This window comes from Streptomyces sp. HUAS 31 (assembly GCF_028198125.1).
GTDB classification, from domain to species: Bacteria; Actinomycetota; Actinomycetes; order Streptomycetales; family Streptomycetaceae; genus Streptomyces; species Streptomyces chartreusis.
In genome coordinates this window covers 2,992,953-3,011,235 of record NZ_CP116353.1, presented here as the reverse complement: position 1 = coordinate 3,011,235, position 18,283 = coordinate 2,992,953, and the positions used below count along the sequence as shown (strand labels likewise).

Annotated in this window: 14 protein-coding genes; 4 read left to right on the top strand and 10 right to left on the bottom strand. The window is 69.1% G+C overall.

Features of this window, described 5'->3' with window-relative positions:
- Positions 1-80: 80 nt before the first annotated feature.
- A complete protein-coding gene (locus PGH47_RS13285; protein WP_271663596.1) occupies positions 81-1,043 on the bottom strand; it encodes an alpha/beta hydrolase family protein in 963 nt (320 codons plus the stop codon).
- Positions 1,044-1,209: 166 nt separating this feature from the next.
- Between PGH47_RS13285 and PGH47_RS13280 the strand changes: the two genes are divergently transcribed.
- The gene (locus PGH47_RS13280; protein WP_271663595.1) at positions 1,210-1,800 is read left to right on the top strand and encodes a TetR/AcrR family transcriptional regulator; all 591 of its coding nucleotides are present in this window, start codon (positions 1,210-1,212) and stop codon (positions 1,798-1,800) included.
- 25 nt (positions 1,801-1,825) lie between these two features.
- On the opposite strand, the gene PGH47_RS13275 is transcribed toward PGH47_RS13280, so the two are convergent.
- Positions 1,826-3,856, bottom strand: a complete 2,031-nt coding sequence (locus PGH47_RS13275) for a dynamin family protein (protein ID WP_271663594.1) — start codon at positions 3,854-3,856, stop codon at positions 1,826-1,828.
- Between the two features lie 200 nt (positions 3,857-4,056).
- Here PGH47_RS13275 and PGH47_RS13270 point away from each other — a divergent pair, with 200 nt between their 5' ends.
- Positions 4,057-5,025 carry an arabinan endo-1,5-alpha-L-arabinosidase gene (locus tag PGH47_RS13270; protein ID WP_271663593.1) on the top strand — a complete coding sequence of 323 codons (969 nt, stop codon included), beginning with the start codon at positions 4,057-4,059 and terminating at the stop codon, positions 5,023-5,025.
- Positions 5,007-6,440: a family 43 glycosylhydrolase gene (locus tag PGH47_RS13265; protein WP_271663592.1), complete on the top strand. Its 1,434-nt coding sequence runs from the start codon at positions 5,007-5,009 to the stop codon at positions 6,438-6,440. The genes PGH47_RS13270 and PGH47_RS13265 overlap by 19 nt, the downstream gene beginning before the upstream one ends.
- Positions 6,441-6,531: 91 nt before the next feature.
- Here the strand turns inward: PGH47_RS13265 and PGH47_RS13260 are convergent, their stop codons facing one another.
- The 8 genes from PGH47_RS13260 to PGH47_RS13225 all read right to left on the bottom strand — a co-directional run bounded on the left by PGH47_RS13260 (position 6,532) and on the right by PGH47_RS13225 (position 16,950).
- Complete coding sequence (locus PGH47_RS13260; protein WP_271663591.1) at positions 6,532-8,157, bottom strand: pyridoxal phosphate-dependent aminotransferase; 1,626 nt, start codon at positions 8,155-8,157, stop codon at positions 6,532-6,534.
- A gap of 204 nt (positions 8,158-8,361) precedes the next feature.
- Positions 8,362-9,507: an aldose epimerase family protein gene (locus tag PGH47_RS13255; RefSeq protein WP_271663590.1), complete on the bottom strand. Its 1,146-nt coding sequence runs from the start codon at positions 9,505-9,507 to the stop codon at positions 8,362-8,364.
- A 61-nt stretch (positions 9,508-9,568) separates the two neighbouring features.
- On the bottom strand, positions 9,569-10,813 hold the full coding sequence (gene mmsB / locus PGH47_RS13250) for a multiple monosaccharide ABC transporter permease (protein ID WP_030950373.1): 1,245 nt from the start codon (positions 10,811-10,813) through the stop codon (positions 9,569-9,571).
- Complete coding sequence (gene mmsA, locus PGH47_RS13245; protein ID WP_271663589.1) at positions 10,810-12,360, bottom strand: multiple monosaccharide ABC transporter ATP-binding protein; 1,551 nt, start codon at positions 12,358-12,360, stop codon at positions 10,810-10,812. Before mmsA ends, mmsB begins: the two co-directional genes overlap by 4 nt.
- Before the next feature lie 32 nt (positions 12,361-12,392).
- Positions 12,393-13,505 (bottom strand): multiple monosaccharide ABC transporter substrate-binding protein, encoded by a 1,113-nt coding sequence (gene chvE, locus PGH47_RS13240; protein ID WP_365106668.1) that lies wholly within the window; start codon positions 13,503-13,505, stop codon positions 12,393-12,395.
- Positions 13,506-13,659: 154 nt separating this feature from the next.
- A complete protein-coding gene (locus PGH47_RS13235) occupies positions 13,660-14,622 on the bottom strand; it encodes a hypothetical protein (protein WP_271663587.1) in 963 nt (320 codons plus the stop codon).
- 163 nt (positions 14,623-14,785) lie between these two features.
- Entirely contained in the window at positions 14,786-15,790 is a 1,005-nt protein-coding gene (locus PGH47_RS13230) for a zinc-dependent alcohol dehydrogenase (RefSeq protein WP_271663586.1), read from the bottom strand.
- Complete coding sequence (locus PGH47_RS13225; protein ID WP_107906764.1) at positions 15,787-16,950, bottom strand: mandelate racemase/muconate lactonizing enzyme family protein; 1,164 nt, start codon at positions 16,948-16,950, stop codon at positions 15,787-15,789. The genes PGH47_RS13230 and PGH47_RS13225 overlap by 4 nt, the downstream gene beginning before the upstream one ends.
- 313 nt (positions 16,951-17,263) lie before the next feature.
- Between PGH47_RS13225 and PGH47_RS13220 the strand changes: the two genes are divergently transcribed.
- The gene (locus tag PGH47_RS13220) at positions 17,264-18,280 is read left to right on the top strand and encodes an SCO2400 family protein (RefSeq protein ID WP_271663585.1); all 1,017 of its coding nucleotides are present in this window, start codon (positions 17,264-17,266) and stop codon (positions 18,278-18,280) included.
- Positions 18,281-18,283: the final 3 nt, after the last annotated feature.

Below are 18,283 nucleotides of genomic sequence, written 5' to 3'. Positions count from 1 at the left end.
GATGCTGTTGATGGGCTGTCAGTTGGGCAAAGTGAGTGCCCGTCAAGTTCTCTGCCGGTCTTTAGGCAGGGCCGTCCCGGCTACTTGGACTCCACCCGTCCGACGGCGTCCCGGCCGGTCGTCAGCGCGTCGCTCGTCGTACGCCAGGCGTCGTCGGCGGGGTCGAACCGGGTGCGGAGGTAGGCCGGGACGAGGCGGCCGAGGGCGGCCACGAGCGCCGGGTTCTCGTCGGTGGTCTCGGCGGCGTCGTAGCCGGCGATGCCGCCGAGACCGTGCTCGGCGCCGAACAGGGTGAGCAGGGTCTTGGGGCCGGGCGCGAGGGTGTAGGGGTCGGTGTGCCACTCCGGTCCGGCGTCCGTGAAGTGCCGGGATTCGTCCTTGTCGCCCGCGACGACCAGGGCGGCGGTGGTCATGGTGGAGAAGTCGGACGAGTGGACGAACGAGATGGCCTCCGCCATCGGCCCGTTCAGGACGTCGTCGCCGCCCCTGCCGGGCGCCGCGAGCAGCACGCCCGCGGTGATGCGGGGTTCGAGCAGGTCCACCGCTTCCCCCGTGTCGGGGTCGGTGTTGCGGGCGCCCAGCAGGAGGCCGGCGGTGTGGCCGCCGAGCGAGTGCCCGGCGACGGCGACGCGGGTGCGGTCCACGCGTCCGGCGAGTCGCGGCACGGCGGCCTCGATCGCGTCGAACCGGTCGAGCAGGTGCGTCATGTCCTCGGCGCGCGCCCGCCAGAAGAAGGGCGCCCCGGGGGCGTCGGCGACGAGGTGGCTCAGGGTCCTGGAGCTGAGGTGGGTGGGCTGGACGACGACGAAGCCCTGCGCGGCCCAGCGGTCGGCGAGCGGCGCGTAGCCGTGCAGCGAGGAGAGGTGGTTCGAGGGGCCGTGCCCGTGCGAGAGGAGGATGACGGGCAGGTCGCCGCCGGTCGCGGGGGCGGTGACGCGCAGGTGCAGATCGACGGGGCGGCCGGGGATCGGCAGCACCACCGGGCCGTACGACATCACGGGTACGGGCGGGTCGATGACGGTGCTCTGTGTGGATGCGGACATGAGCGATTCCCTTCTGGGGCCCTGGCTGCACCTGGTCGCTTCGACCGGAAGGTGGGCAGGGTGGATGGCAGGAAGCGCACGGCTCGACTAACCTGAACCGGAACGCTGCTCCATTTAGTATCCGGAGCGCTGTTCCGTTTTGTCAACGGCGCCAGAGGAATGCCTGATGTCCACCGAGAACCCGGCCGGGAAGACACCGGCCCGAACCAAGCGGGCCGACGCGCAGCGCAACCAGCAGACGCTGCTCGCCGCGGCCGCCGAGGTCTTCGTCACCTCGGGCGTCGACGCGCCGATCCGCCGGATCGCGGCCAGGGCGGGCGTCGGGATGGGCACGATCTACCGCCACTTCCCGACCCGGGCGGACCTCGTGACCGCCGTCTACCGCCATCAGATCGAGGAGTGCGCCGAAGCCGGCCCGAGGCTGCTGGCCGCCGCCGACTCCCCGTTCACCGCGCTGCGCGAGTGGATCGACCTCTTCGTCGACTTCCTGGTCACCAAGCACGGCCTCGCGGGCGTGCTGCACTCCGACAGCGCGGGCTTCGAGACCCTGCACACCTACTTCCTCGACCGTCTGCTCCCCGTCTGCACCGACCTGCTCGAAGCCGCCGCCGACGCCGGCGAGATCCGCTCCGGCATCGAGGCCTACGAACTCATGCGCGGCGTCGGCAACCTCTGCATCGGCGCGGACAACGACCCCCGCTACGACGCCCGCCGACTGGTGGAACTCCTCATCACGGGCCTGCGCAGGCCCATCTGACGGGTCGGTGTGTGCTGGTGGGCCGTCAGACCGTCCTGTTGCGGTCGAGCAGGTCCTGCATGTCGGCGGCGATGGCACGGCCCTGCTCCTCGACCGGCGTCAGGCGCCTGACGATCTCGCGGCTGCCTTCGGTGTCCTCGGCGCGCATCCGTTGCACTATCTCGTCCAGCGTCGCGCGCAGCCGGGCCCGGTGCCGGTGGTGGTACTCCGCGGCCGCGTCGATCACGCGCCGGCCGTCGCTGCGCACCATCTCCTCGAAGCCGGTGCGGGCCTCCTTGGCCTGCTCGTCGACCATGTCCTTGCGTTCCTGGCGGGCCTGCTGGATCTTGGACTCCCGTTCCCGCAGGAAGTCCGTGATCCTGGCGATGCCGATGGCGGCGAGGACGGCCGCTCCCACCGGTACCGCGATGGTGGCGAGACTGAGGCTCGTCGTCAGCCAGACCGCGCCGCCGGCGAGCGGGCTCGCGACACCGAGCACGTTGGCCGCGTCCTGAACCACGCCGTACGCCCGCCAGGGGTTGTCCCCGTCGTTCGCCACCGGGATGGAGTCGAGGTCGAGCGGCTCGGGTCCGACCAGCCGGGAGCCGGTGTCCTCGCCGAACAGTGACCGCAGGAACAGCCGGGCGCTGTCGTCGAGCGCCGCGCGTTCGCGCTCCCAGAGCGTGCCCGGTCCGTCGGGGCCCGTCATCCACTCGTTGAAGAGCTGGACGTGACGGACGCCGATCTCGTTGACGTGCTCGGCACTCAGGTTGCCGGCGTCGATCAAGCCGTCCAGCCCCCGGTGCAGTTCGCTCGCCAGACCGTTGAACGGCCGCTGGGTCTTGCGGATCCTGCGGTCGAGTTCGTCGTTCAGCTCCGTCAGCATCCGCTGCAGGGACTCGTCCATGCCTTCCAGCTCCTGCCGGAGGCCGTCCCGCTGGACCTCAAGCTGGTCCACGGCCACCCGGTGGGCATCCAGCACATCGGCGACGGTCCGCCGTCTGCGCCGTACGACCCAGCCCGCCTCGTCCCCGATCAGCTTCAGATGCTTGTGCCCGGCGCCGGACTCCAGCAGGCCCTGGAGGCGGTCGCGCAGTTCCCCCATCCGGCCGCGCCGGTGAAGCGCGCTTCCGTCCCTGCCCTTGCCCTCCTCGAACTCCGCCTGGGCCTCCAGGGCCGCCGACACGGGAAGGAAGCCCTCCCCGATGAACCGCTCGGAGCTGGGGTAACGGTCACGCAGATACTGGTTGTTGGTCGCCAGTACGTTCTTCCAGGCCGCCTGGTTGTGCTCGCGCTGTGCCGCCCGGTCGATCCCGGAGAGGACCCACAGCACCCGCTTCCTGGCCGGTACCGCGTGCGAGTACAGATCACGGATCAGGCGCAGTTCGTTCGAGGTCAGGGCCTCGGTGGCCTGGCTGACGTAGATGAAGCAGTCGGCCTCCTTCCAGGCCTCGTACATGATCTCGTCGCGCTCCTCGTCCTCGGACTCCGAGCCCGGCAGGTCGAAGAGCTTGATCGGCAGTCGCGCCTTGGAGATGAGCAGTTCGATCCGCTCGACGTGATCGTTGACGTGCTCCGAGCGGCGATCGGCCCTGTTGCCGTCCGCAGCCGCGTAGGCGGCCACTTCGGCACGGTGCAGATCCGTGCCGACCTCCACCCAGTCGGCTCGCCCCCTGAACTTGACCCGCAGCAGCCCCCGCCCGTACGCGTCGACCGTGGGGTCGTCCCCGATGGGGATGACCGTCGAGGGGCAGGCGGTGGTCGGACTCGCCGACGACGGCAGGATCCCGACGTACTCGTCCGACTGCTCGCCGTCCTCATCGATGAACGGGAGGTATTTCAGGCCGCCTTGGAGGCCGCTGATGAGGAAGCTCTTGCCCGAGGACTGCCGTCCGAGCAGTGCCACCTTGAGCATGGTCGACAGGGCGCGGGTGCGCAGGGCCTCCATGCGCTCGACGTCGGAGCCCAGGTCACGGGCGTCGGGGAGAAGATCCGACACCTCGTCGACCGCCCGTAACCACCGTTCGCAGCGGACCAGCAGATGCTTCAGCTCGTCCCGTGCTTCCTCCAAGGGCATCATGCGTCCACAACTACCCCAGCGGGTCGCGCGCGGAGCGGGAAACGACCGATGCTGTTCGGAATCCACACCTGCGTGCTACCTGGTTCACGCGCGGGGCATTGACGCGCAAGCGCTTCGATTCTACGGTCCCGTTCGAACTTGCGAGCACTGTTCGGTATATCGACCAGTCTGACACCCCCACCGCAAGGAGGACCCGCATGAGCCGCAAGCGCACCACCCTCCTCGCTCTTCCCGTCGCCGCGCTCCTCGCCCTGATCCCGTCCTCGGCGTCGGCCTACCCCAATCCCGGCCGGGTCACCGGGTCCGTCGTCACCCACGACCCGTCGATGATCCGCACCTCCTCCGGCCAGTACCTGCTGTACGCCACCGGCGGCGGCATCGCGAGCAAGACGTCGTCCGACCGCACCGCCTTCAGCGCGGGCGCCGACGCCTTCGGCAGCCGCCCCGGCTGGTGGTCGACGTACTCCTCCGTCCCGGAGGCATGGGCGCCTGACATCTCGTTCCACGGCGGCAAGTACCTGATGTACTACTCCGTCTCGAAGTTCGGCTCGAACACCTCCGCCATCGGCCTGGCGGGCTCCACGACCGGACAGCCGGGCAGCTGGACCGACTACGGCACCGTCTACACCTCCGGCTCAGCCAGTGACTACAACGCCATCGACCCGAACCTCTTCGTCGACGACGACGGCAAGTGGTGGCTGTCCTTCGGCAGTTGGTGGACCGGGATCAAGATGATCCGGATCAACCCCGCCACCGGCAAACAGCTCTCCTCCGACACCACCCGCTACTCCCTCGCCTCCCGCCCGACCGGCACCAAGGCCGTGGAGGCCCCCTTCGTCGTCAAGCGGGGCGGTTACTACTACCTCTTCGCCTCCTACGACACCTGCTGCGCCGGCACGAGCAGCACCTACAAGGTCAAGGTCGGCCGCGCCACGAGCGTCACCGGCCCGTACTACGACCGCAACGGCGTCTCGATGCTCAACAACGGCGGCACGCCCGTCCTGGAGTCGCACGGCAGCGTCATCGGCCCCGGCGGCCAGTCGATCATGAACGACGTCGACGGCGACCTGATCGTCTACCACTACTACGACGGCACCGACAACGGCACGCCCAAGCTGGGCATCAACCTTCTGAACTGGAGCAGCGGATGGCCCGTCGCCTACTGACCCTGCTGGCGGCCCTGCTGCTCGCGCTGAGCCTCGGCCAGCCGTCCGCGAGCGCCGCCTCGTTCGTCAACCCCGTCAAGTCGGTCAAGGGCGCCGACCCCTGGATCGCCTACCACGACGGCAACTACTACCTGGTGACGACTAGCTGGACTGACGCCATCACCATCCGGAAGTCCCCGACCCTCGCCGGCCTCGCCTCCGCCCCGAGCGTGCAGGTGTGGCAGGGCGACGCGGCGAACCGCTGCTGCAACATCTGGGCCCCGGAGCTGCACTTCCTCGACGGCCGCTGGTACCTGTACTACGTCGCCGGACAGAACGTCTCCGACTACATCCCCACCCAGCGCACCCACGTACTGGAGAGCGCCGGCTCCGACCCGATGGGCCCGTACACGTACCGCAACCAGCTCAACTCCGCCTGGATGCTGGACCCGAACGTGGCCACCATCAACGGTCAGCTGTATCTCTTCGGCAGCGCGAGCGGCGGCGGTACGCAGAACCTCGTCGCGGCCCGGATGTCCAACCCGTACACCCTGGCCACCGGCTTCTCCACCATCTCCACGCCCACGTACGACTGGGAGCGCAACGGCACGGTCAACGAGGGCCCGGAGATCCTCCAGCGCGGCGGCAGAACCTTCCTCGTCTACTCGGGCAGCGGCTGCTGGACACCCGACTACAAACTCGGCCGGCTCACGCTGACGGGGTCGGACCCCCTGTCGGCCTCCTCCTGGACCAAGAAGTCCACGCCCGTCTTCCAGCGCAGCGACACCAACGGCGTGTACGGCCCCGGCCACAACGGCTTCTTCACCTCACCCGACGGCACCGAGAACTGGATCGTCTACCACGCCAACGACTCCGCCTCCGACGGCTGCGACAACGGCCGTACGACCCGGGCGCAGAAGTTCACCTGGAACTCCGACGGCACACCGGACTTCGGCACTCCCGTACGCCTGGGCGCCTCCCTCGCCGGCCCGTCCGGTGAGCCCGCCACCGCCTCCACCACGTACACGGTCGTCAACCGCAACAGCGGCAAGTGCCTGGACGTGGCGGGGAGTTCGACGGCGGACGGCGCCAATGTGCAGCAGTGGTCGTGCGGCGGCGGCAACAACCAGAAGTGGCGCCTGGAGGACCTCGGCGACGACACCCACCGCCTGGTGAACGTCGCCACCGGCAAGGTCCTCGACACCGAGAACTGCTCCGGCGCCGACGGCGCCGACCTGCGCCAGTGGTCGTGGCTGAACAACACCTGCCAGCGCTTCCGCTTCGTCGCCACGGACACCGGTCACGTCAGGATCGTCAACCAGGCCACGGGCAAGGTGGCCGACGTGGCGAACTGCGGCGCGGCGGACGGCACGGACGTACGCCAGTGGACCTGGCTGAACAACACGTGCCAACAGTGGCGATTGAACCCGGCCTAGCCGCAACCCCCTCAGGGGCGCGGGGAACTGCGCGACAAGCCACGACGGCGCAGCACCCGCGACAACACCTCACCCCTACGGCGAGAGGGCGCTACCCCACCTGCCCCATCCCCGCCGCATTCGGCCAGCTCTGGCTGTTCGGCCACCCGGTCGCCGGCGCCGGAGTCAACCCCGGCCCGGTGGTACCCCGCACCTGCGCGGCCGTAAGCCCCCCACGCGCCGGCACCCCCGGCGGCGTGGGCCCGGGCGGCACCACCGCCGCGGCGGGCGCCACGGGCGAGGGGAACGACATCGGCGCAGGGGCGGGCGCGGGTGTCGCCACGGGAGCCGGCGCCGGCATCGGCGCGGGCATGGGCGTCGGAGCGGGAGCCGGCGCAGGGGCCGCGGCGGCCGGGGCCACCGGAACCGGCGCCGGCATCGGCATACCGCCCCCCTGCGGCACCGCCTGCGGCTGAGGCGCCGCAGGCATCGGCGCCGCCATGGCCTGTGCGGCAAGACCCGGCATTCCCGCGCCGTTGGTGGAGCTGACCAACCGGTCCACGGCCGCCGTACCCGAGCTGTAGTTGGTCCCTGTACCCAGCTCGGGTACGGCGGCTCCCCTCCTGGACCCGTAGAGCACCTGCTCCAGGCCGGACACCAGGCGACGCACGTCCACCTGGGGGCGCACCACGAGTCGCAGGAAGCGGCTGGACGAACCGATCTTGTTGCCGCACTCGCGGACCAGGATCCGGTGCTCGGTGAGCAGCCGGTCGCGGACCACGGTGCCCTCGGCGCCCACGGGGAGGCGCACGAAGAGGAAGTTGCCCTGCGACGGGTAGACCGTCAGGCCGGGCAGCTGGGCCAGGTGGCTCGCCATGTCGAGGCGGTCGCGGCGCACCTGGTGCAGGCTCTGCGCGTACTCGGCGCCGTGGTTCTTGAGCATGAACACCACGTGCTCGGCGAACGCGTTGAGGTTCCACTTCGGCAGCATCGAGCGGACCATGCCGGCCAGCGCCGGGTTGGCGACGAGGTAGCCGAAGCGGATGCCGTGCAGGCCGAAGTTCTTGCCGAGGCTGCGCAGCACGATCACGTTCGGGCGCAGCATCGCCTCCTGGACGACCGACGGCTCCTGCTCGGCGTCGGCGAACTCCAGGAAGGACTCGTCGATGATGACCAGGTCCAGGTCGGCCATGGCGTCCATGAACTGCACGAGCGCGTGCTTGTGGAGGTAGCCGCCGTCAGGGTTGTTGGGGTTGCAGATGACCGCCACCCGGGTCCCCCTGGCCCGGATGAACTCGGCGTACTGCGCGAGGTCCAGCGCGAAGCCGCTGGACTCCTGGAGCGGGAACATGTCGACCCGCTTGCCGGTCTCCATGGGCTGGTCGGTCCAGCGGCCGAACGTGGGGACGGGGATGGCGAGGGACTCCCGGACCATCAGGTGGTCGATCCAGGTGATCAGCTCCGTGGAGCCGTTGCCCATCGCCACGCACTGCGGCGGAAGCTGGAGCAGGCTGCACAGTTCGGCCGTGATCGTGTCGGCACTGCTCGGGTAGTACGTGATGATGTCCCGCAGCCGGGCCCCCATGTCCTCGAACATCTCCGGCGTCGGGAAGTACGGGTTGCAGGGAATGCAGAAGTCGACCGGACCGGCCCCGTCGCCGCCCTCACGCGTCAGCGCCGCCATCGACGGGCTGTGTGCCGCGGTGCTGCGGAACAGCGAGGTGACGTTGTCGGCCATGGAACCTCCGTATGGGGCGGGCCCGGTGGGGACGACCGGGCCCGTCGTCTTTGGGTGGCCCGCGCGGGGGAGCACGGGCCGCCCTTACATACGGATACTGGGGTGGCGCTGTTCAACCACTGAGAAGTCGGTGAGAAGTTGTGCGCCACCTGTGAAGAACCGTCAGAACGGACGGATCAGCCGGGCTCAGCGGCTGATCCGGACTCAGCGGCTGAACGAGTGGATCGTCGTCGACCGGTACGTCTGCCCCGGTCGCAGCACCGTGGACGGGAAGGCCGGCTTGTTCGGCGAGTCCGGGAAGTGCTGTGTCTCCAGGCACAGCGCGTCCCCCTGCCGGTAGGTGCGGCCGCCGGTGCCGACCAGGGTGCCGTCGAGGAAGTTGCCGGAATAGAACTGCAGGCCCGGCTCGGTGGACGCCATCCGCAGGGTGCGGCCGGAGGAGGGGTCCTTCAGGGTCGCGATCCACTCGGGACGCGGCGAGATGCCCTTGTCGAGCACCCAGTTGTGGTCGATGCCCTTGCCGTAGAGCAGCTGCTGGTGCGGCTCGCGCAGGTCCTCGCCTATCCGCTTGCTGCGGCGGAAGTCGAAGGGGGTGCCGGCGACGGGGGCCAGCTCACCGGTGGGGATGAGGCCCGAGTCGACGGGGGTGTAGCGGGAGGCGTCGATCTTCAGCTCGTGGTTCTCGATCGTGCCGCTGCCCTCGCCCGCGAGGTTCCAGTAGACGTGGCTGGTGAGGTTGACGACGGTGGCCTTGTCGGTGGTGGCCGCGTAGTCGATGCGCCAGTCGCCGTACTTGGTGAGGCTGTACGTCACCTTCACCTTGAGCGTGCCCGGGTAGCCCATCTCGCCGTCGACGGAGGTGTAGTACAGGTGCAGGCCGACGTCGGAGCCCTTGGTGAACGGCTCGACGTCCCACACGCGCTTGTCGAAGCCCTTGGCGCCGCCGTGCAGGCTGTTCGCGCCGTCGTTGACGTTGACCTGGTAGGCCTTGCCGTCGAGGGTGAACTGCCCCTTGCCGATCCGGTTGCCGTAGCGGCCGATCAGCGCCCCGAAGTACGGGCTCCCCGCGACGTAGTCCTCGATGTTGTCGAAGCCGAGCGAGACGTTGGCGTAGTGGCCGCGCCGGTCCGGGATCTCCAGGGACTGCACGATGCCGCCGTAGGAGAGGACCTTCATCCGCGTGCCGCCGTTGGCCAGCGACCAGCTGTACACCTTCGTGCCGTCGGCGAGTCTGCCGAAGAGCGACTTCACCGGCGTCCGGTCTCCCGTGGCGTGCGCGCTGCCGATGGTCGCGGCGGTGATCCCCGCCGCCGCGGCACCGGCGATGACCGTACGTCTGCTCATGTCCATGTGCGGCTCCTGCTCAGGAAGTTGAAGGGCCCCGCCTTCCGGCGGGGCCCTGTGCTTGGACTTACGAACCGACCTTGCGCTTGTTCCACACGTCGAATCCGACCGCCGCCAGCAGTACCAGGCCCTTGATGACCTGCTGCCAGTCGGTGCCGATGCCGACGAGGTTCATGCCGTTGTTCAGCACGCCCAGGACCAGGCCACCGATGATCGCGCCGAGTACCGTGCCGACGCCGCCGCTCATCGACGCGCCGCCGATGAACGAGGCCGCGATGGCCTCCAGCTCGAAGTTGAGGCCGGCCTTGGGAGAGGCCGCGTTGAAGCGGGCGGCGAAGACCAGACCCGCCAGGGCCGCGAGCATGCCCATGTTCAGGAAGACCAGGAAGGTGACCTTCTTGTCCTTCACACCCGACAGCTTGGCCGCGGGCAGGTTGCCGCCGATCGCGTAGATGTGGCGGCCGATGATCGCGTTGCGCATGACGTAGCCGAAGCCGACGAGCAGCACGCCCAGGATGAGCAGCACGATCGGGGCGCCCTTGTAGCTTGCGAGCAGCATGGTCAGCGTGAGGATGGCGGCGCCGAGCGCGACCAGCTTCAGCAGGAACAGCTTGAAGGGCGGGACGTCCAGGGAGAACTCCTGCTGCCGGCGGCGGTCCCGGAACTCCTGGAAGACCACGAAGGCGATCATCGCGAAGCCGAGCAGCAGAGTGAGGTTGTGGTAGTTCGTGTTCGGTCCGACCTCGGGCAGGAAGCCGTTGGCGACCTTCTGCAGGCCCTCAGGGAACGGGCCGAGGGTCTGGCCCTCCAGGAAGATCTCGGTGAGACCGCGGAAGATCAGCATGCCCGCGAGGGTCACGATGAAGGATGGTATTCCGCCGTACGCGATGAAGAACCCTTGTGCCGCGCCCGCGAGCGCGCCCATGGCGAGGCAGAGGATGACCGCGACGGGCCATGGCAGGTCGTTCTTGACCATGAACACGGCGGCCATCGAGCCGATGAACGCCGTCAGTGATCCCACCGACAGGTCGATGTGGCCCGCGATGATCACCAGCATCATGCCGATCGCGAGGATCAGGATGTAGCTGTTCTGGAGCACCAGGTTGGAGACGTTGCGCGGCAGCAGCAGGTCGCCGTCGGTCCACACCGCGAACAGCACCACGATCAGGCCGAGCGCGATCAGCATGCCGTACTGCCGCATGTTGCGGCGCAGGCCCTCCAGCACCAGTTGGAGCAGGCCGTCGCCCGCGGCCCCTCCGCTCTTGCCCGGCGGCGCGGGGGCCGGGGTCTTGGCGGTCACATCCGTGCTCATCGGGTTACCTCTTTGTCCTTAGTCATCTGACGCATCAGCGATTCCTGCGAGGCCTCGGCCCGCGAGAACTCGCCGGTCAGCCGCCCCGCGGCCATCGTGTAGATGCGGTCACACATGCCGAGCAGCTCCGGCAGCTCGGAGGAGATGAAGACGACCGCCTTGCCCTGGGCGGCCAGCTGGTCGATGACCGTGTAGATCTCGTACTTGGCACCGACGTCGATGCCGCGCGTCGGCTCGTCCAGGATCAGCACATCGGGACCGGCGAAGATCCACTTGCTGAGAACGACCTTCTGCTGGTTGCCGCCGGACAGCTTGCCCACCGGCTCGAAGACCGTCGGTGCCTTGATGTTCATGGACTTGCGGAAGCCTTCGGCGACCTGCCGCTCCCCGTGCTCGTCGACCACGCCCCGCTTGGCGACCTTGCCCAGCGCGCTGAGCGAGATGTTGCGGTTGATGGTGTCGATGAGGTTCAGGCCGTAGTGCTTGCGGTCCTCGGTGACATAGGCGATGCCGTTCTTCACCGCCTCGGGGACGGACTTCGTACGGATCTCCTTGCCGTCCTTGAGGACCGTGCCGCCGTGGTAGCGGCCGTAGGTCCGCCCGAACACGCTCATCGCGAGCTCGGTGCGGCCGGCGCCCATCAGGCCCGCGATACCGACGATCTCCCCGCGCCGCACCTCGATCGACACGTCGTCGACGACCTTGCGCTGCTGGTCGATCGGGTGGTGCACGGTCCAGTTGCGGATCTCCAGCGCGGGGGCCGCGCCCTCCTCCGGCTCGTGCGGGGTGCGGTCGGGGAAGCGGTGCTCCAGGTCCCGGCCGACCATTCCGCTGATGATCCGGTCCTCGCTGGTCTCCGGCGCCTTCACATCGAGGGTCTCGATGGTCTGGCCGTCGCGCAGGATCGTCACCGAGTCGGCGACCTTGCGGATCTCGTTGAGCTTGTGGGAGATGATGATCGAGGTGATGCCCTGCTTCTTCAACTCCAGGATCAGATCCAGGAGTTTGCCGCTGTCCTCGTCGTTCAGAGCCGCGGTCGGCTCGTCGAGGATGAGCAGCTTCACCTTCTTCGACAGCGCCTTCGCGATCTCCACGAGCTGCTGCTTGCCCACGCCGATGTCGGCGACGCGGGTGTCGGGGTGGTCGGAGAGGCCGACCCGGCGCAGCAGTTCGGTGGCGTGCTTGAGGGTCTCGGTCCAGCTGATGATCCCGCGCGTGGCGTGCTCGTTGCCGAGGAAGATGTTCTCCGCGATGGAGAGGTAGGGGATCAGGGCCAGTTCCTGGTGGATGATCACGATGCCGTGATCCTCACTGGCCCTGATGTCCTTGAACTCGCAGACCTCCCCCTCGAAGAGGATGTCGCCCTCGTAGGTGCCGTGCGGGTGGACGCCGGAGAGGACCTTCATGAGGGTCGACTTGCCGGCGCCGTTCTCCCCGCAGATGGCGTGGACCTCGCCCTGCCGGACGGTCAGCGTGACGTCCGACAGCGCCTTGACGCCGGGAAAGGTCTTGACGATCGAGCGCATTTCCAGGACGGGTCCCGCCATGGTCGTGCCTTCCAATCAGAGTGGGCCGGCGGTTACTTGAGGTCGCTTTCCTTGATGTAGCCGGAGTCGACGACCTCCTTCTGGTAGTTGGTCTTGTCGACCGCGACCGGCTCCAGCAGGTACGCCGGGACGACCTTCGAGCCGTTGTCATACGTCTTGGTGTCGTTGACCTCGGGCTTCTTGTCGTTGAGCAGGGAATCGACCATGCCCGAGGCGACCTTGGCGAGCTCGCGGGTGTCCTTGTAGACGGTCATCGACTGCTCGTCGGCGATGATCGACTTCACCGACGCGACCTCGGCGTCCTGACCGGTGACGACCGGCAGCGGCTTGCTCTTGGAGCCGTAGTCGTCCGACTTCAGGGCCGACAGGATGCCGATGGAGATGCCGTCGTAGGGCGAGAGGACCGCGTCCACGCGCTCGCTCTTGTAGGCCGAGGTCAGGATGTCGTCCATGCGCTTCTGGGCGGTGCCGCCGTCCCAGCGCAGGGTGGTGACCTGGGTCAGCTTGGTCTGACCGGAGCGGACGACGAGCTGCTTCTTGTCGATGTAGGGCTGCAGCACCTTCATCGCCCCACCGAAGAAGTAGCGGGTGTTGTTGTCGTCGTTCGAGCCGGCGAACAGCTCGATGTTGAAGGGGCCCTTCTTCGAGCCGTCCTTCAGGCCGAGCTTCTCGACCATGTAGTCGGCCTGGAGCTCGCCGACCTTCTCGTTGTCGAACGACGCGTAGTAGTCGACGTTCTCGGTGCCGAGGATGAGGCGGTCGTAGGAGATCACCGGGATGTCGGCGTCCTTGGCCTGCTGGAGCACGTTGTTCATCGACTTGTTGTCGATGGCCGCGACGATCAGCGCCTTGACGCCCTGCGTGATCAGGTTCTCGATCTGCGAGACCTGCTGGTCCGGGTCGTCCTCGCCGTAGACCAGCTTGGTCTTGTAGCCCTTGGACTCCAGGTCCGCGACGACGTTCTTGCCGTCGGCTATCCAGCGCTCGGAGGACTTGGTCGGCATCGCGATGCCGATGGTCGCGCCCTTGGTGTCCCCGCCTTCCTCCTTGGAGCCGCCCTCACCGCTCTGGCCGCAGGCGGTCAGGGTCAGTGCGAGGGACGCGGCGGAGGCGATGGCGGCGAGTGCGGCTCTGCGTGTACGCATGATCATCATCCTTGATGTGGGTGAGCAGGGCTCGGTCTGGGCGATTGCGGGGACGCGTGTCGAGGGCTGTTCGGCCAGCGGTGAGAGTAGACCGAGGGTGTGTGGGATTGTGTTCGACTGCGTCTTCTTCTGTGAAGGGGGTTTGTCCGGAACGTTATGCGGGAGTTTCGAATCGGTTCAGAGTTCCGGGCAGCCGTGAACCGAGAGGCGCCATGTCGCCGTCAGCTCCGTGCCGTGCGAGCAGGTCCAGGGCCAGCCGGCCGCGCCGTACGCGTTCCCGGGCGGTGGCCAGCGTCAGGTCCCGCATGTGGTGTCCGTAGGGGTAGATCCCGGGGGCCTTGGAGAGCCCGAACTTCAGATAGAGCGGTGCGCCGCGCCGGATCAGCTCGGCGACCTCGTACATCCGGACATAGCCGCCGAGATCGTCGGGGGCCTCGATGTACATGTCCATGGGGGCGGCCGAGACCCGCCGGATCTCGGTGAGGTGATCGAGCGTGAGATCGCTGGGCACGTTGATCGAGTCGGCGCCGAGGTTCTCGTAGACCGCGTAGGCGGCCGGGTTGACCGGGCCTATCAGCGCGCTCACCTTGAGGGTGGTGTCTGCCGGGATGATCCCGGCGGCCCGCGCCCGGTGCAGCGTCCACAGCACGCCCTCGTCGGCGACGAGCAGACACTTGACGCCCAGCTCCGTGGCCCGTACGGCGTCCTCGACGCAGCCGGCGACGGCGTCGTGGCCCCGGGCGCGCAGTCCCGCTCCCCGCGAGTCGGTGCGCGTGGAGCCGCCGATGTCCCAGGTGCCGCGCGGGCCGGTGAACAGGCAGAGCTCGATGTCGCGTTCGTTCGTCGCGTCGACCATCTCGGCGATCTCGGCGTCGGTCAGCATCCACACGCCGCTGCCCTGGCTGATCCGGTGGATCGGCACGTCCAGCAGCGAGGCTTCCTTGAGGACGACGGCGAGCGCTTCGGGACCCTCGCACGAGGGGATCTCGGTGCGCCAGCGGCCACCGCCCGGGAAGGAGTGGGGCGAGGCGTCGGCGGGGGAGAGGTCGGGCGCGCCCAGGCCGAGGGCGGAGAGCACCTGCTCACCGGGTCGACGGGCTGCGGAAGCGTCGGTCACAAGCTGTCCTTCTGGTTCGAAATATCGGACGAGGTTCGCGGCTCAAGGCGTGCGGGTCTTGGGTGTACGCCGGTACGGGGACCGTCAGGTTGCCCCCGTACCGGCGTACGGCTGAGGGGCGCCGGGGGGGCGTGGGGGCGTGCCTGCACTTTCCCGGGGTCACTCAAGGACGGAGGAGGACCTTGCCCACCTTGGGATCGCCGGATCCGACGAGCTCGATCGCCTGCGGGAACTCCTGGAGCGGCAGCTCGTGCGTGACGAGCGGCAGCGGATCGAGCAGTCCGGCCGCGAACACGCGCACCGTGTGTGCCCAGGCGTCCGGCGGTGCCCCGAACACGGTGTGCACCTCCAGCTGCCGTACGACCAGATCGGTCGGGTCGAGCCCCTGCGCGCCCGGCGCCGGGATCCCGGTGAGGACCAGCCGCCCGCCGCGCCGCAGCAGACCGGCGGAGACCCGCGCCGCGTCCGCGGACCCGGCGGTCTCGATGACGACGTCGAAGTCGTCCGGGAGCTCCTGGTCCTTGGTGCGGAAGTCGGTCGCGCCGTACTGCCGCGACAGCGCCTCCCGGTCGCGCCGCGTGCCCACCACGAGCAGCTCGCCCGGCGAACCCGCCTTGAGGAACTGGACGGCGAACATCCCGAGCGTCCCGGTGCCCACCACGGCCACCCGCTCACCCGGCAGCGCGTTCGCCTTGATCGCCGCGGCGGCGATGCAGGCGGCCGGCTCCAGCAGGGCCGCGGCGGTCAGGTCGCAGTCGTCCGGCAGGACGTGCAGCAGCCGGGCGGGGAGCGTCAGCGTGCCCGCCATGGCGCCGGGCTGGGTGAACCCGGTCTCCTCGTAGCCCGCGCCGCACAGCGTCGTCTCACCGGCGTGACAGCGGTCGCAGACCTGGCAGTTGCGGAACCCCTCGCCGACGACCTTGCGGCCGACGAGACCCGATGGCACCCCGGCCCCGACCGCCTGCACGGTCCCGGACCACTCGTGCCCCGGCGTGAGCGGGTAACGGACGTACCCCTCGGGCCGGTTGCCCTGGTACACCTCCCGGTCGCTGCCGCAGATCCCGACCGCGTGGACCCGCACCAGCGCCTCGCCGGCCTCCGGCGCACGCGGCGTGTGCTCGGTGAGCCGGTGCTCGCCGGGCGCCTCGATGACGACGGCGGTGCTCACTGCGAGCCCTTGGGCTTGCGCTGCTCCCAGCCCTCGGCCCACAGGTCGAAGCGGGCCTGCTGCTGCGGGAACTCGGCGGCGGCGTCGGCGTCGAACTCCACCCCGAGGCCCGGGGCGTCGGAGAGGTGGAAGCAGCCGTCCTCCGGGTTCACCTGCGGCGCGCCCTTGACGACCTTCTTGATCTCCGCGTCGGCGAAGTCGTTGAAGTGCTCCAGGATCTTGAAGTTCGGGGAGGTGAAGCCGACCTGGAGGGAGGCGGCGGTCAGGACCGAGCCGCCGACGTTGTGCGGGGCGACCAGCACGTAGTGGGTCTCGGCGGTCGCGGCCAGCTTGCGGGTCTCCCAGATGCCGCCGATGTGGCCGACGTCGGGCTGGATGATGTCGACGGCCTGGCTCTCGAAGAGCTCACGGAACTCGATGCGGTCGTGGATCCGCTCGCCGGTGGCGACCGGGATGTCGACCTTGGCGGCGACCTTCTCCAGCGCCTTCAGGTTCTCCGGCGGGCAGGGCTCCTCCAGCCACGCCGGCTTGAAGGGCGCCAGCTCCTTGGCGAGCCGCACCGCGGTGGCGGGGGAGAAGCGGCCGTGCATCTCCAGCATCAGCTCGGCGTCGGGGCCGATGGCGTCCCGCACGGCCTCGATGAGCGAGACGGCGTAGAGGGACTGCTCGTGGTCGAGCTCGAAGTGCCCGGTGCCGAAGGGGTCGATCTTGAGCGCCTTGTACCCGCGCTCCATGACGCCCTGGGCGGCCTTGTGGTACGCCTCCGGGGTCCGCTCCGTGGTGTACCAGCCGTTGGCGTACGCCTTCACCTTGTCGGTGACCTTGCCGCCCAGGAGCTGCCAGACCGGTACGCCGAGGGCCTTGCCCTTGATGTCCCAGCAGGCCATCTCGATCACGGCGATACCGGACATCACGATCTCGCCGGCCCGGCCGTAGTCGCCGTACTTCATGCGGCGGACGAGGTCCTCGACAGCGAACGGGTCCGAACCGAGAATGTGGTTGGCCTCGGCCTCCCGCAGGTAGCCGATCAGCGCGTCGGTGTGGCCCAGCATCCGGGTCTCGCCGACTCCGGTGACCCCCTCGTCGGTGTGCACCTGGACGTAGGTCAGGTTGCGCCACGGCGTCCCGACCACGTGTGTGCTGATTCCGGTGATGCGCACGGCAGTTGCCCCTTGCTGCGTCGTCGGCTCATTTGGCGTCGCATTCGAGTGTGTTCGAGATTTCGTCACACGTTCGAAATGCTGACGTGACAGTAGGGAGAGGGCGGTCGGAGTGTCAATGGGTCGAACACATAACGGTTTCGACACCGCTTTCGATACGGATTTCGGGCAACCCGTCGCGGAGCGTGGAGGGCGTCTCTGGCGTGTCCGCGCATATCCGTCAACTCGCCATGCACGAACGGCTTGTTTCATACAGAACTTTCACAGCTGTGACTAGGAACTGTGCGTCTGCGGAACCTAGTCTTCCCGCGTCATGGACTACTGCCACCCGTGCCGACGGCACCTGAATGGCGCCCTCGCCTGCCCGGGGTGCGGCGCCACGGTCGAACAACCCCGGGTGTACGCGGGTGCTCCGGACCAGGCGTACCCGCAGCTGGCCGAACGGCCCGCGGGAGCCGCGGGCCAGGGCGCGTACGACGGGTACGCGGGCGCGGGGCAGTACAACGGCGGGTACGGCACGGACCAGTACGGCGGCGCCCCGTACGTCGGCGCCCAGTACGACGGGCGTCACGACGAACCGCGCGCTCAGCAGGCCGAGTCGGCCGCGGAGCCGGAGGACGTCCCGGAGGCGGAGCCGGTCGCCGCGGACGCGCCGGTCGGCGGGCGTGCCGCACGACGGGCGGCACAGCGGCGCGGCCGTGGACGCAAGCGCGCCTACGAAGAGCCCGACGAGTACGCGGAGAGCGACGAATCCGCCGGGTACGACGACGACTACGAGGACGAGGACGACCCGGACCTCGACGAGGAGTCCGGGGCGGGCGGCGGAAGCCGTCGCGATCGCAAGGCCGCCGCGCACCGGCGCCGCCGTCGCCGGGTCCTGCTGATCACGGCCGGGTTCGTGCTCGCGGCCGGCGGCCTCAGCCTCGCGGAACTCGGCATGGACGCCCCCGGCAGGAGCGCCAAGCCGGCCGCCGCCGGGGACGAGTCGGCGGAGGGCGCCGCGGAGTCGGAGGTGTCGCCCTCGCCGGACGCCACGGACGGGAGCGCCGGAGCGGGCGCGGACAAGGCGTCGAACGACCCCTCGGCCTCCCCTTCGGTCTCCAAGTCCCCCAAGGACAAGGACAAGAAGGACGAGGACGGCGAGACCCCGTCGAAGGACCCCCAGTCCTCGACGACGGGCGGCGGCTCCGGCCCGTCCACCCAGGACCCGGCTCCCACCCCCACCTCGGCCGGGGACCCGACGCCGACGACCGAGCCGACCGCCTCGGACCCGACCCCGGACCCGTCGCCGTCGGAGACGTGCAACCGGTTCCTGTGGTGGTGCACCTGAGCG